The sequence below is a fragment of the Streptomyces sp. NPDC000880 genome, from assembly GCF_053599675.1.
The window spans coordinates 22,534-35,191 of sequence record NZ_JBSFMS010000001.1; the positions used below are offsets into that span (position 1 = coordinate 22,534).

16 protein-coding genes and 2 pseudogenes are annotated in these 12,658 nt (G+C 70.0%); 7 read left to right on the forward strand and 11 right to left on the reverse strand.

Going from position 1 to position 12,658, the window contains the following annotated elements:
- Window positions 1-77: 77 nt before the first annotated feature.
- The 3 genes and pseudogenes from ACWDO5_RS00095 to ACWDO5_RS00105 all read right to left on the reverse strand — a co-directional run bounded on the left by ACWDO5_RS00095 (window position 78) and on the right by ACWDO5_RS00105 (window position 967).
- Window positions 78-473 carry a hypothetical protein gene (locus tag ACWDO5_RS00095; protein ID WP_450526999.1) on the reverse strand — a complete coding sequence of 132 codons (396 nt, stop codon included), beginning with the start codon at window positions 471-473 and terminating at the stop codon, window positions 78-80.
- A pseudogene (locus ACWDO5_RS00100) lies at window positions 470-598 on the reverse strand (NrfD/PsrC family molybdoenzyme membrane anchor subunit); the annotation flags it as partial. The pseudogene ACWDO5_RS00100 and the gene ACWDO5_RS00095, both read right to left, overlap by 4 nt.
- A gap of 102 nt (window positions 599-700) precedes the next feature.
- Window positions 701-967, reverse strand: a complete 267-nt coding sequence (locus tag ACWDO5_RS00105; protein WP_450527001.1) for a hypothetical protein — start codon at window positions 965-967, stop codon at window positions 701-703.
- Between the two features lie 261 nt (window positions 968-1,228).
- Here ACWDO5_RS00105 and ACWDO5_RS00110 point away from each other — a divergent pair, with 261 nt between their 5' ends.
- The 3 genes from ACWDO5_RS00110 (at window position 1,229) to ACWDO5_RS00120 (ending at window position 3,696) form a co-directional block, all read left to right on the forward strand.
- Window positions 1,229-1,534 (forward strand): DUF6479 family protein, encoded by a 306-nt coding sequence (locus ACWDO5_RS00110; protein ID WP_450527002.1) that lies wholly within the window; start codon window positions 1,229-1,231, stop codon window positions 1,532-1,534.
- Window positions 1,535-1,621: 87 nt separating this feature from the next.
- Window positions 1,622-2,770: a PAS domain-containing protein gene (locus ACWDO5_RS00115; RefSeq protein WP_450527004.1), complete on the forward strand. Its 1,149-nt coding sequence runs from the start codon at window positions 1,622-1,624 to the stop codon at window positions 2,768-2,770.
- Window positions 2,771-2,889: 119 nt separating this feature from the next.
- Window positions 2,890-3,696 (forward strand): VOC family protein, encoded by an 807-nt coding sequence (locus tag ACWDO5_RS00120; protein ID WP_450527005.1) that lies wholly within the window; start codon window positions 2,890-2,892, stop codon window positions 3,694-3,696.
- A 137-nt stretch (window positions 3,697-3,833) separates the two neighbouring features.
- On the opposite strand, the gene ACWDO5_RS00125 is transcribed toward ACWDO5_RS00120, so the two are convergent.
- Together ACWDO5_RS00125 and ACWDO5_RS00130 are read right to left on the reverse strand one after the other, a co-directional pair.
- Window positions 3,834-4,013 (reverse strand): CsbD family protein, encoded by a 180-nt coding sequence (locus ACWDO5_RS00125; RefSeq protein WP_450527007.1) that lies wholly within the window; start codon window positions 4,011-4,013, stop codon window positions 3,834-3,836.
- 35 nt (window positions 4,014-4,048) lie between these two features.
- On the reverse strand, window positions 4,049-4,426 hold the full coding sequence (locus tag ACWDO5_RS00130; protein ID WP_450527009.1) for a DUF2795 domain-containing protein: 378 nt from the start codon (window positions 4,424-4,426) through the stop codon (window positions 4,049-4,051).
- A gap of 250 nt (window positions 4,427-4,676) precedes the next feature.
- On the opposite strand from ACWDO5_RS00130, the gene ACWDO5_RS00135 reads away from it, so the two are divergent.
- Together ACWDO5_RS00135 and ACWDO5_RS00140 are read left to right on the forward strand one after the other, a co-directional pair.
- On the forward strand, window positions 4,677-5,468 hold the full coding sequence (locus tag ACWDO5_RS00135; protein WP_450527011.1) for an RNA polymerase sigma factor SigF: 792 nt from the start codon (window positions 4,677-4,679) through the stop codon (window positions 5,466-5,468).
- A gap of 61 nt (window positions 5,469-5,529) precedes the next feature.
- Window positions 5,530-6,234 (forward strand): ANTAR domain-containing response regulator, encoded by a 705-nt coding sequence (locus tag ACWDO5_RS00140; RefSeq protein ID WP_450527013.1) that lies wholly within the window; start codon window positions 5,530-5,532, stop codon window positions 6,232-6,234.
- Window positions 6,235-6,310: 76 nt separating this feature from the next.
- Here ACWDO5_RS00140 and ACWDO5_RS00145 read toward each other — a convergent pair whose 3' ends face one another.
- The 6 genes and pseudogenes from ACWDO5_RS00145 to ACWDO5_RS00170 form a co-directional block, all read right to left on the reverse strand.
- A complete protein-coding gene (locus ACWDO5_RS00145; protein WP_450527015.1) occupies window positions 6,311-7,534 on the reverse strand; it encodes an aromatic acid exporter family protein in 1,224 nt (407 codons plus the stop codon).
- Between the two features lie 60 nt (window positions 7,535-7,594).
- A complete protein-coding gene (locus ACWDO5_RS00150; RefSeq protein WP_450527017.1) occupies window positions 7,595-7,840 on the reverse strand; it encodes a DUF5133 domain-containing protein in 246 nt (81 codons plus the stop codon).
- A gap of 115 nt (window positions 7,841-7,955) precedes the next feature.
- Entirely contained in the window at window positions 7,956-8,240 is a 285-nt protein-coding gene (locus tag ACWDO5_RS00155) for a gas vesicle protein K (protein ID WP_450527018.1), read from the reverse strand.
- Window positions 8,241-8,352: 112 nt separating this feature from the next.
- A pseudogene (locus tag ACWDO5_RS00160) lies at window positions 8,353-8,556 on the reverse strand (gas vesicle protein GvpG); the annotation flags it as partial.
- Window positions 8,557-8,559: 3 nt separating this feature from the next.
- Window positions 8,560-8,793 (reverse strand): GvpL/GvpF family gas vesicle protein, encoded by a 234-nt coding sequence (locus ACWDO5_RS00165; RefSeq protein WP_450527020.1) that lies wholly within the window; start codon window positions 8,791-8,793, stop codon window positions 8,560-8,562.
- Window positions 8,757-9,131 carry a GvpL/GvpF family gas vesicle protein gene (locus ACWDO5_RS00170; protein WP_450527022.1) on the reverse strand — a complete coding sequence of 125 codons (375 nt, stop codon included), beginning with the start codon at window positions 9,129-9,131 and terminating at the stop codon, window positions 8,757-8,759. Before ACWDO5_RS00170 ends, ACWDO5_RS00165 begins: the two co-directional genes overlap by 37 nt.
- A 71-nt stretch (window positions 9,132-9,202) precedes the next feature.
- Between ACWDO5_RS00170 and ACWDO5_RS00175 the strand changes: the two genes are divergently transcribed.
- Together ACWDO5_RS00175 and ACWDO5_RS00180 are read left to right on the forward strand one after the other, a co-directional pair.
- Window positions 9,203-10,231: a PHP domain-containing protein gene (locus ACWDO5_RS00175; protein WP_450527023.1), complete on the forward strand. Its 1,029-nt coding sequence runs from the start codon at window positions 9,203-9,205 to the stop codon at window positions 10,229-10,231.
- Between the two features lie 145 nt (window positions 10,232-10,376).
- Window positions 10,377-12,647 carry a SpoIIE family protein phosphatase gene (locus tag ACWDO5_RS00180; RefSeq protein ID WP_450527024.1) on the forward strand — a complete coding sequence of 757 codons (2,271 nt, stop codon included), beginning with the start codon at window positions 10,377-10,379 and terminating at the stop codon, window positions 12,645-12,647.
- Window positions 12,648-12,658: the final 11 nt, after the last annotated feature.

Consider the following 12,658-nt stretch of genomic DNA (forward strand, 5'->3'; position numbering starts at 1 on the left):
AACTCGGTCCTTCGACATCTGGCGCGGTACGGAGGTCCCGCAACGCGGAACGGAGCCGGAGTCCGGCCGGGCTACCGCTACCGGCCTCCGCTCTCCAGCCGCAGCTGGACGTCCTTCTCCTGATCGCCGGCGGCCATGCCCTCTTCGGTCACCTCGAACGCGACGGCGAGTGCGTCCCTCGTCCGGTCCACCGCCCAGTAGCCGCCCTGGACTCCGACCTGGACGGGGGCGGAGAGCCGGGCGGGCTTGTCCGGATCGGGCGCCGGCTTGTCCGGAGCGTGCTCGGGCGCCACGTCGAAGGTCGCGGTCCACACGCTCAGATGCGGGTGGGGCGTGTACTGCGGGGCGTCATCGTCAGCCCGGTCCGAGACGAATGACTGCGCCAGTTCGCGAAAGACGGTGTCGGCGTCCTCCTTCGAGCAACCGCTGAGCGTCACCTCGACCGGCGTCGTGTGCTCCTGTGTGCTGTTCACCTTGGTTCCTGCCTCTCCGAACGCTGTTCAAGTGCCGCCCGCTGGGGGCTGACGGTGTACCGGGGGTCCTCGGCCGAGGCGATGCCTGCGGCGAAGACCCCGAAACGCTCGCGACGGCGGCCGGCCGGCTGCTATGTCCGAGGAGCACGGCGCGTCCTTGCGGTCTTGTGTCTCACAGGGGTGTCACCACCAGACTCCCCCGGTGATCGTCGGTGTGCGACCTGGCCTCAGCCGGAGGGTTCGTCCGGGACCGGCTGTTCGGGGTGTACGCCGCCGCTGCGGGGCGCACCGCGGCGGCCAACCCCCGTCTCGTCCATGTCGGGGATGCTCTGGTCGGGCTCGTTCATCTGCTCGTCGGACCGGTCGGGCTCGTCCAGGAGGGGTGCGTCGAGCGGGTCGCCGCCGTCCTGCCGCTGCTGCTGGTCGGGCGGGTCCCGCGGCACCGGGGGGTCCGTATTCGTGTGGTTCTGGTCTTTCGGCCGGTGGCCAGTCATGGGTCCTCCTCATTCGCGGCAGAGGCACTGGAAGGCGATCCGGTTGCCGTCGGGACTGTCGGCGTCTGCGCGGAGGAGCGAGTGCCCTTCCTGTCGGAAATCAACCCGGCGCCCAGGTGGCAGCCGCCCCGGCGGCGAAGGCCCTGGCGAGCACCGGCGCGGGCCGCGCCGAATCACATGGATGAACGAAAATGAGTAATCGGGGCGAGGGGGGTACGCGATGAGTACGCAGACCGAGGAGGACCTACCGAGGAGGACGTGATGTGGACAACCCTGTACGGCGTTGGGGTCGGGCTGGTCGTGGCGTTGATCTGGCTGGTCTGGTGGGACAGTCGCAGGAGGCGCGCCCAGCCGCCGAGTCTGGAGGAGCAGCCTCGGCGCCCCAAGCACCGTGCGCACATCGACGAAACCCGCGAGCCCGACGATTTCGGGGCGGAGGGCGAACGTCTTTCCCCGCACGAACTGCGTGGCTACGGAAACATGGGTTCCCGGCCCGCCCGCGAGAAGCGGCCGTCACACGATGACGACAGCGGTGGAGCCTTCGGCAGCGGCGGACACCGCGGCTGACCCCCGGCGCCGCAGGCTTTCGGCCCGGTCCATCGGGGCTTTCGGCCCGGTCCATCAGGTGAGCCGCCCGTCGGTTAGCTTTCACTCATGACGCAGACGGATGAGTTCGGCGAGGAGCTTGCGGATTTCGTCAGACGCGTGGGTGAGCTGAGGGCCGCGCGTGGTCTGCCGTTGCAGGAGCAGCGCACCCTTCTTGATGCGGCTCTCTTCGAACTGCAGCATGTCGCCGAGAATCTCTGGCCGAGGTACGAGCGGCTGGCAGCGCAGGGCCGTGGCAAAGCCTCCGCGGACCGGGCGGAGGAGCAGCTGCTCAAGGCCGTGTTCCAACTGCTGCCGGTGCCCGTGGCCCTGACAGGCGGCGACACGGTGGTGAGGCGCATGAACGGGGCCGCCGCAGAACTGACAGGTGTCAGCGCGGGCCATGCGGCAGGCCGGCCGCTGGCGGGCCTGCTGCGCCCGGGCGACCGGGGGGCCCTGCGGTCGCAGGCAGCCGCGGTGGCACGCGGAGAGGGCGACCGCAGCCTGCGGGTGCACCTGCAGCAGCGGCCCAGCGAGCCCCTGCTGGCCACCCTCACCGCTCTTCGTACGCCGAACGAACCGCACCCGGTCGTCCTGGTGGTGTTCCAGAGCGACGCCGTCCGCACCGGGCGGATGGCCCGCTCGGGGGCCGGAGCGCGCCCATCGTTGCCCGATCTGGCCGAGGCGACCAGGCATGCCGAACTGATGGACCTCCTCGACAGCATGACAACGGCTCTGCTGAGCGGCCCGGTCGCGGGCCCGGAGAGCACTCTCGCCGTGGCCGCGCCGGTGCTGGACGGCCGGTTCGCGGACTGGGTGATCGCCGACTTGCTCGCGGACGGCCCGCTCAGACGGACGACGGCGCTCGGCCCGGCCGGAGCCGGGGCCCACGCGCTGCTGAAGGAGATCACGGACCAGGACCCGGCGGCCTGCCCCCTCGTGGTGGAGACCGCGCGCAGCGGATCGGCGGCACTCCAGGTACGGCCGGATGACCTGGAGTGCTTCGGCCGCGACGACACCGGCGCCTCGGTCCTTCTCCAGGCCGAGGTGACATCCCTGCTCTGCGTGCCCCTGCGGGCCCCCCAGGACGGCGCCCCCGTACTCGGCGTACTGACGCTCTTCCGGACCGGCACGAGACTCGCCTTCTCCCTGGCCGAGGCCCGCGTCATCGACGTCATCTCCCACCACATCGCCCTGGCGATGCGACGACCCGTATGACTCCGGGATCCGCATTGGCTCGCGGGCACGGCTGCCCAGGGGGAGGATGGCGCTGGGGGCATAGCGTGCCGGGCGTTTGTGCCCCGTGATGCTCTCCTTCGACCGGGACACTGAGTGAGATGGACAAGGAATCAGCAGCGGCAACGGCCGCAGGTGTGACATCAAGCCATGAGGTGTTCGGCGCCCCGTGCTGGATCACCCTGATGGCACGCAACATGCAGGACGCTCAGGACTTCTACGGCGCGGTCCTCGGGTGGAAGTTCCGGCGAGCGAAACTCGGCGCCGAATTCAGCCTGGCCCTGTCCGACGGCGCGCCGGTCGCCGGTATCGGCGTGCTCGACGCCGCCCTGCAGGCCCCAGGCGGCTGGACTCCGTACTTCGCGGTCGCCAATGCGGATGAGACAGCAGCCCGTATCCGGGAGCGCAGCGCCACCGTCGCGGTGGGGCCAATCAGCCTGTCCGTGGGCCGCGGTGCACTGGCGGCGGACCGGGACGGCGCCGTCTTCGGCATCTGGGAGGGAGAGCTCATCCCCGACTGGCTGACCTGGCGCAAGAATGCGCCCGCCTGGGTGCACCTGCGGACCCGGAACGCCTTCGACGCCGCGATCTTCTACGGAGAGGTCTTCGAGTGGGCGTCCGACAAGACCGGCTGCTGCCAGGTCGACTACGAGGAGGATGAGGTCGTGCTGCGCCACGAGGGGTACGTGGTCGCACGTCTGAGCTCCGGCGCGGCCGAAGCAGCCCCGGACCCCATGATCCGGCCCCGCTGGCACGTCTACTTCCCCGTTGCCGACGTGGAAGCAACCGTCCAGGCGACGCGACACAACGGCGGCGAGGTCCTGGCCCGTCGCTCCACGGAACAGGGCCCGGAGGCGACGCTGCGCGACGCCGAGGGCGCGATGTTCACCGTCACGTCCAGGGTGTAGTCACGTCCAGGGTGTAGCGGGCAGCGCCGGAACTCCGCATCCCGGCCGGGCGGGCGCGCAGCAGCGCCGAGCGGCGCCAGGCTGCTCACCCCAGCGGGAGCTGCGCCCGACCGGACTGCCGCGCCTTCACTGGGCCGTCACTGGCCGGACGATTTCCTGGCCTGTTTGGCGGCCCTCTCCTGGGCCTTGCCCCTCATCTGCTCGCTTCGGCCCTCGGCCCGCATCCGGTCATTGTCCAGGGCTATGCCATTGGCTTCCGTCATCTTGCCCTTGAGCTGCCTGGCCTTGGCCTTGAGGGTTTCCTTCGCGTTGCCCATGTCCTTCCTCCTTTCGACCATCGCCGTCGGGCCGGCTACCGCTGCCTGGCCAGAGCGCTGACGACCTCATGAGCAGTCCGGTACGTCCCTTGCGCCGGCAGCTCGCTGACGAGGTCGATGAGTCGGTCGGGGGCGTGGTGCCGCTTCAGGGCATCCATCAGTTCCCGAGGCGTGGCGGGGAAGGCCGAACGGCCCAGGTGCCGGGCCAGCTCGACCCTCAATGCGTCCTCGGGCCCGAGTGAGCCGAGCGAGGGCACCCGACCCGAGGCGACGTCCGGGTCGTCGTCCGCGGCGGGCTCGGGGTCGTGCCATTCCTCTACCCGGGTGGGGTGTCCTGACCGGAGCAGCCCCTGCAGTTCATGCTTCATCTCGTCGTCCTTGCGGGCACTGAGACGGTCGCTGCCTCGCTGCATGTTTCCCTCCTGGAAGGCTGGGGACTGGTCCGCGTACCCGATCTGCCACCCGTGACACGAGCTGAGCGAGGCATTTCGAGCGAGTGCGCACGTTTCCGTGCCATGGAGGCGGGCAGATGCGTCATGTGCTTCGGACAGGAGGCACGCCCGTGGGAGCGAAGGCTCCGGGCGTGCCCTGCCCGCCCGGTCTCCCACGGTGAGAGCAAGCCCCCCACCGGCGACAGAGACCTCTCAGGGAGCTCCGAGCATCATGCGCACAAACGCACACTCCAAGCACCCGCACTCCGATGCCCCCGACACCGCGAACGCCTTCCGCACGATGGCCGCTCTGCCTGACGGGCCCGAGCGTGACCAACTCCGTCAGGAAATCATCTGTGCCTGGCTGCCCATGGCGGATCGGCTCGCCGGCCGCTTCCGTAACCGGGGAGAACACATAGAAGACCTGAAGCAGGTCGCGGCTCTCGGCCTGGTCAAGGCCGTCGACGGCTACGACCCCGCCCGCGGCAACGCCTTCGAGAGCTACGCCGTGCCGACCGTGGTGGGCGAGGTCAAGCGCCACTTCCGGGACCATATGTGGACCCTCCATGTGCCACGCCGGGTCCAGGACCTGCGAAACCGGGTTCGGTTCGCCCGCCAGGACCTTTCCCAGACGATCCCCGGCCGCGCCCCCACCAACGCCGAGATCGCGGAGCACGCCGGGATGACGGAGGAGGAGGTGCGCGTGGGGCTCAACGCGCTCGACAGCTTCACCGCTCTCTCCCTCGACGCCGAGCTGCCCGGCTCGGACGACGGCTACGCGCTGCGCGACACGCTCGGCACGGCCGACCCGGCGCTCGAGGTGGTCGTCGACCGGGAAGCAGTCAAGCCAGGGCTGAGCCGACTGCCCGAACGCGACCAGCAGATCCTCTACCTGCGGTTCTTCCGCGACATGACGCAGAGCAGCATCGCCGAGAGCCTCGGCATCTCGCAGATGCACGTGTCGCGGCTGATCAGCCGTTGCTGCGACAACCTGCGAGAACAGGTCATGCAGGACGCCGCGTAGCCGGGCGGGGTTTCCCGGCAAACAGGACGGGCAGCCGCATCCCGGAAGGAGGAACTACGCCATGCCGCCCGCACCGGAATTCACAGCCGACCCCGCCTCGACCGCCCGTGAGCTGTCGAAATTCACCGAGCAGGCGATGCACTGCGCGACGGCGTGCTGCGGAGCCGTAGCCACCGTCGTGGACGGCGGCTCCGACCGTCGCTCGACGGCCACGCATCCCGATCTGACGGCACTGCTCTCGGTCGAGCTGGCGTCGGGCCAGGGGCCTACGCCGAGCGCACTGGACGCCGGCGAGCCCGTGAGTGCTCAAGACCTGCTGACCGAGGACCGGTGGCCCGACTACCGCGCCGTCGCCCTCGATTCAGGCATTCGGTCCAGCGTGACGATGCCGTTCAGCCGGACCGAACTCGAGGTGACGCTCAGCCTGTACAGCTTCCAGCCCGGAGCGTTCGCCCAGGTCTCCCACCAACCCGTGTACATCCTCGGTGAACACTTCGCGGAGGGGCTGGTGCGCGACCACTACTACCGGGCCGCTCTCGCCGAGGTGGACCAGCTCGAGGCCGCGCTGCGCTCACGCCCGGTCATCGACCAGGCGAGCGGCATTCTGATGCATGTCATGGGTTGCGGCGCCGCGGAGGCCTTCGGGATGCTCCGTCGGCTCTCACAGCGCAGCAACCGCAAGCTGGCGGAGGTTGCGGAGACCGTCGTACGCAACATGGGAAACGGCCTCGAAAAGGAACTGCCCCGACTGGCCCCGCCCCCGTAGCGGCGCCGGGCGGGAGGCGCAGACACGCAGCAGGTCACACGGCCGGCGCGAGGTCACACGGCAGGCGCACTCGAACTCAGCGGGTGGCCCTGCGACGACGCTTCCCCAGTACCCATTTACGGAACGCTGCCAGCCGGGGATACCGTTCATGCTGTTCACGTGTGACACGGTCCAGCTCCTCCATCAGGCGCCGGGAGCGGTGTTCCGTATCCAGCTCGTCCAGGATCCGGTCGATCTCGGCGAGCAACGCGCCTTTCAGCTGCCACTGGCGGGGGTTCCGCTGAATCTCCTGGAGCAACAGCTGCGCCACCTCCTCCCGTTTGGCGCCCGCTGCGGCGAGCTCCCCGGCCAGCCGGGTCTCCGCTGCCTCGGCGCTCTCGCTCACCTGCGTGGTGACCAGGACCGCGAAGCTGACGAGGGTGTCCGCCACATGGGCGAGCAGTTCCTCGAGGGCGACTGCCACCTCTTGCGAGAACAGGGCTTCCTCTTGGCGTTCCTTGGCGAGATCGGTGAAGGTCCTGGCCAGTACGCGCAGGACGACCGCGCAGATCTCGAGGGTGTCGAGCCCGGTACGCAGGACGACGCGGTGCAGCAGCCCTTCCTTGACCCGGGGGTTGAGCCGGAGGCTGTCCTCCGCCTGACGGAGCGCCGCGTCCACTTCGGCGATGTCGTTGTCGAGACGACGCGCTTCGTGCAGCTGGGCGGCGGCCTGCTCCACCGGGGTGGGGCTGCGCAATTGCTCGCCGATGCCCAGCAGCAGTTGGCGCATACGCCGGGCGAGGTCCTGGATGGAATCGCCGGCCGTTGCCACCCATACCGGGGGCACGAACAGGAAGTTGAACAACAGGCCCACCACGGCGCCGATCAGCGTCTCCAGGACCCGGTCCCAGGCAGTGTCCCCCACCCGGGTCACTCCGAGGACGAGCATGGCGCTGATCGCGACCTCTGGAACGAACTCGCTCACACGGACGATCCGGCCCACGATCAGGGAAGCCAGGATGATCAGGCCGAGGCTCCACCAAGTGAGTCCGACGAGCGCGCTGAAGCCGATGGCCAGCACCACACCGGTGACGACGGAGTTCACCCGCCGGACGCCGGTGGTGAGCGTGGCGTAAAGGGTGACCTGGACGACGAGCAGGGCGGTCAGGGGGGCGGTGAGGGGAGCCGGTTCGCTGCTCAGCTGCAGAGCGACGACGTAGGAGATGGTCGCGGCCGCGGTGGAACGAACCGTCTGGGCGACGGCGGGCTCCCTGGCGAGCTGGGCCAGCCGTACTCTTACTGAATCACGGACATCACGCACCCGTTGGTCCTTCCCGCTCGTCAGCAGGGCAGACCTGCCTGGCTGACGAGCGCGCCCGGGTCAGCGCCGCCTGGAGGTGCCGGTGGGACGCTCGGCGGGCTGCGGGGTCGGCCGTACTCGACCGAGGTGGCGTTCCGCCGCAAGCATCGCTTCACGGGCCGTACGCTCGCCCATCAGCACACACAACGTATAGGCGGTGTCCTCGAAGCGCCTTCGGGCGATCGGGTCGTGCCGGGCGGCCAGAACGAGGTGTTCCTGGGCCCGGTAGCGGACCATCACCCTTGCGATCACATCTGCGTCAGGCATCAACATCAGTGCCCTCCCGGAGTGAGACCACCAGCAGGCAGTCGGGCCGGCACTCATTCTGATCCGCGGTGGTCACGTCCGCCATCCGAATGATTACGGTCAGCGACAAGAGCCTCTACTCGGCCCTGGGGAGCAGCGGTCCCAGCGGCCCGAGGTCGATGTTGAGGTCCCCCGGCTCCAGCCCGAATGTGTCCCGCAGATCGTCCATACGGTCCTCCAGGAGCATCAGGGTCAGTCCGATCCGCTCCTCCTGGTCCTCGCTCAGGCCCCCTTCGTCGACCCGGCGCAACGCCTGGCGTTCCATGAGCTGGCGGAGCAGCTCCACCACGGTCAGGACCAGTTTCGCGAGGTCGCGTTCGACGGTGTCGGGGTCCAGGTCCAGCCTCCGCGGGGCGCTCACAGGGACTCCTCCCACAGGGAGGGAACCCGGGATTCACGGAACTGATGAGGGCGTTCAGGTCGATCCGTACGAGATCGACGAACGCTATCCGCAGGGTGAGGTTCCCGGTGATCACCAGTTCGTCCTCCCGGCGGTCGAACTCGTCATCGTCGATCTCCCCCGCCTCGAACCGCTCGGCGAGACGCGCGAGTTCGGCCGGGACGACCGACGGGTCGTAGTACTGCCGCTCCGCCTCCTCAACCACCTGGCGCAGCACCCAAGCGGTGCCGCGCACAGGGGCTGCGGGCAGGAGGAGCAGCTCTCCCAGCAGGCCCATGGGTCACTCCACGAAGCTGTACGGCGGAAGGGGCCCGGTCACGGTCAGTACGAGGTGCGGCTGTTCTTGCCGCACGGCTTCGACGGCTGCCACGAACTTCGCGATGTGCTCACCGTCCACGAGGAAGGAGAGGTTCGTCGTCCAGCCGGTGCTCTCGGGACCGGCGCTGACCTCCTGGGCCGCGTCTCCCAGCAGCGCCCTCAGCAGATCGGCGTCCTGGGCCTCGCGCAGCCGCACGGCGGTCGCGATCCGCTCGCCGAGCTGCAGCTTCCCTCGTACGAACTTTCGCCGTCGGACTGGCCCGCCTCGGCCATGGCCCGCAGCTCGGGGTCGTCCGCGAGCACCCGGCGCAGGACGGACTGCTCGTCGTGGGAGGCCTTCACGTTGTACTCGGACTTGCCGTCGAGGGCCCGAAGCCGCTCCAGATAGTGGTCCTCGCGCTCGGCGCACCACCTCCAGCGGGCCCAGCTTCTGGGCCGCGCTCTGATTCTTGTTCGCTGTGTTCTCTGATGAATTCGCCATGGCACCTCGGCGCTGCGAGTAACACAGTTGAGGCGTTCCAAACCCCAACTCATGGCTCGGCGTGCCGATGGGCGCCCGGCAAGGGAGAGTGGAAGGACTATGGCCAACCGTGCGGAGGGATGAGATGCGCCCCGTCGCAGCTCTGGAACGGATCGCGTTTTTGCTGGAGCGCGCCGGTGCGGAGAGCTATCGGGCGCGTGCCTTCCGCAGCGCGGCCGCGGCCCTGGCGCAGATGGACGACGACGAGATCGCCCGGCGGGCGGCGGACGGCTCGCTGGAAGCCGTCAAAGGCATCGGCCCGAAGACGGCGCAGGTCGTACGGGAGGCGCTGGCCGGCGATGTGCCGCAGTACCTTCAGCGGCTGGAAGGCGAGGCGGCGCCCCCTGTGCCGACGGAGGGCGGATCGCGGCTGCGTCAGCTGCTACGCGGTGACTGTCATCTGCATTCCGACTGGTCGGACGGCGGCAGCTCCATCGAGGCGATGGGCCTTGCAGCGGCCGCGCTGGGGCACGAGTGGGCGGTGCTCACAGACCACTCGCCCCGGCTGACCGTCGCACGTGGTCTGTCCGCCGAGCGGCTGCGCGAGCAGTTGGACGTCGTGGCGGAGCTGAACCGGCAGTGGGCTCCGTTCCGGCTGCTTACCGGCATCGAGTGCGACATTCTGGCGGACGGTTCGCTCGACCAGGAACCGGAGCTGCTCGACGAGCTGGATCTGGTGGTCGCCTCGGTCCACTCCGAACTGCGGATGAGATCAGACGATATGACGCGGCGCCTGGTCAAGGCCCTACAGAATCCGCTGGCCGATGTGCTGGGCCACTGTACGGGGCGGCTGGTCACCGGCAAGGGGCGGCCCGAGTCGCAGTTCGACGCGGAAGCAGTCTTCGCGGCCTGCGCCGCTCACGGCACCGCCGTGGAGATCAACAGCCGGCCCGAGCGGCTGGATCCCCCGCTGCGGCTGCTCCGCCTCGCGGTGGCGGCCGGGGTCTTCTTCGCCATCGATACGGACGCCCACGCGCCGGGGCAGCTCGACTGGCAGATCTTCGGCTGTGCCCGGGCGGAGGCCTGCGGGGTGCCGCCTGAGCGGGTGATCAACACCTGGGGCGCAACGGACTTGCTCGCCTGGACACAATCGCGCGACCGCCCGTACGTCTGACAGGCCTGGCGTCCGCAGCCCAAGCGTCCGACAGCCCTGACGTCCGAGACCATCGGCAGCGCAGCGCCTGACCACCATGCCGCGCCCTATATGCGAGGGTAGAATCCGGTTCGCGATTGCACGGCCTCCCCGAGCTGGAGCAGTCATGATCATGCCCGAACAGGCGCCGCCCCCCGAGCCCCCGGCCGGGACGGACGACCTCTGTGCCGCGGTCACGGAACTGACCGCCGAGGTCGCGGCCCTGCGAGGCGATCTCGCCCGCCGCCATCTGCTGGATCTGGCCGCCGGAATCCTGGTGGCCAAGCTCTCCACGCCGCCTCCCGACGCGGCTGAGCACCTGGCCCGGCTCGCCGACTCCACCGGGATCGGCCCCGAGGACCTCGCGGCCGACATCGTGAACGCCGCATCCGGCACCGTGGTGGCCCACACCCCGGCCGAAACGGAAATGCCGGCGGACATACGTCGCAGGCGCAGGGCGGAGGCGGCGGCGGAGTCCTACGAGTCGATCGGCGAGGTAGCCGAGGCACTGCTGGACAGCGGCCTGCGCCCGTTCGGCGCAGCGGCCCTGTTCCTGTGGCGCCGTACGACGACCGACTGCCTGCAGCTGGCCGGGCGCGCGGGCGTCTCCGCTCTGGAGGCGTCCCACTGGCGGTGGATCCCCCCGGAGACCAAGGGCGCGCTCCACCGCGTCCTGGCGCAGGGTTCACCCGAGTGGCTGCCCACGGGGCCGGCGCCGGACGAGCGGCTCCCGGGGCCCGCCCCAGACGCTGCCAGAGCCGTCCTGCCGCTCTGGAACCATGGATCGGTCACGGGTCTTGCCCTGATCGTCTGGCCCGGGCCCGCCGACCTCGACGACGCTGTGCGCCCTACGCTCACGGGCCTGATGGACACGGCCGCCCGGATGCTCGACGTGGGTCCCCAGGAGGCGGCCGCCGAACCGCCGCTGCTCGGCCCGCTGCTCGACCTGCTGACCCATCCGGCCATGACTTTGCGCGCCGACCCCGGCACGTCCGTGCTCCGCATCGAGCACCTCAACCCGGCGGCACTGCAGTCCTCCGGGGGAGTTCACGGACCGGTGGGGCGTCCGCTGGCCCAGGTGTTCCCGGCTGCCCACGCCGATCTCGTACGTCTGGTGCACAACGCGCGGACGGGCGCGACGCCGCAGCGTGCGGCGCGACTTCCCGCAAAGCTGCGTCCCGGCGGCCCTGACCCGCTGCTCGACGTCCGTGTACTGCCGGCCGGGCCGGACCGCAGCGTTGTGCTGTGGCACGGGGCAACGGACCCCGGCCTGGCTGTGGTGCGGGTCCTCGATCACCTCGAGAATCTGGGGTCCTTCGAGGACGACCTGGTCAGCGGCGAGTCCCGCTGGACGGACGAGACGTACACGATTTTCGGGCTGCCGCCGGGCGCCGCCCCGATCCCGTTGCGGCTGCTGGGGCAGAGACTCCATCCCGAGGAGGCGGGCACTCTCGATGACCTGCTCATCGCTCTGACCGAGCGCCGGGTGGGTGCGCAGACCGTCGTGCGAACGGTCCGGGACGACGGTGGGCTGCGTTATGTGCGCATCGCCGCCGAGCCGTTGCTGACGGGTGGTGTCCTCACCGGCATCTCGGGCATCTACCAGGACGTCTCCGCGCAGCATCGCACGGAGCTCGCGCTCACCGCCGCGTTCGACCAACTGACCGCCGCCCAGGCGCAGGCCGCGCTGCGCCACCAGGTCGTACTCCAGCTCCAGCGCGCGATTGTCCCGGAGGGGCCGGCGCTGGAGGGGCTGCCCGGTCTCCAGGTCGCGGCCCGCTACCGGCCGGCGGCCCAGGAGTACCGCGTCGGGGGCGACTGGTACGACGTACTGCCGCTGCCCGACGGCCGGATCCTGCTGGCGGTGGGCGACATCGCCGGCCATGGCATCGAGTCAGCCACCGGCATGGTCTCGCTGCGCAACGCACTGCACGGCTTGGCCTTCACGGGCAACTCCCCCGCCCGGCTCATGGAATGGCTGAACGACCTCGCGCTGCACGCGGAGGGCAATCCGACCGCGACCGCGGTGTGCGGCATCTACGAACCGGCGGACCGGTCCCTGTGCTGGGCGAGCGCCGGCCACCTGCCGCCGCTGCTGCTGCGCGACGGTCGCGCACAACTGCTCGACGCCCCGCGCAACATCCTGCTGGGAGCTCTGCCGCGCGCCGTCTACACGCAGACCATGACGCGGCTGCTTCCCGGGGACACGCTGCTGCTCTACACCGACGGGCTCGTCGAGCGCCGGCACGCGGGGCTGGACGAGAGTCTGGCCGTACTGCGGCACGCAGCCGAGCGATTGGCGCCCGGCGGCGTCGACGAGCAGGCGGACCGGCTGCTGAGTCTCGTCACCGGCGATACGGACGACGACACCAGCCTGGTCGTCCTGCGCGTGTCCTGAAGGCTCCGTGC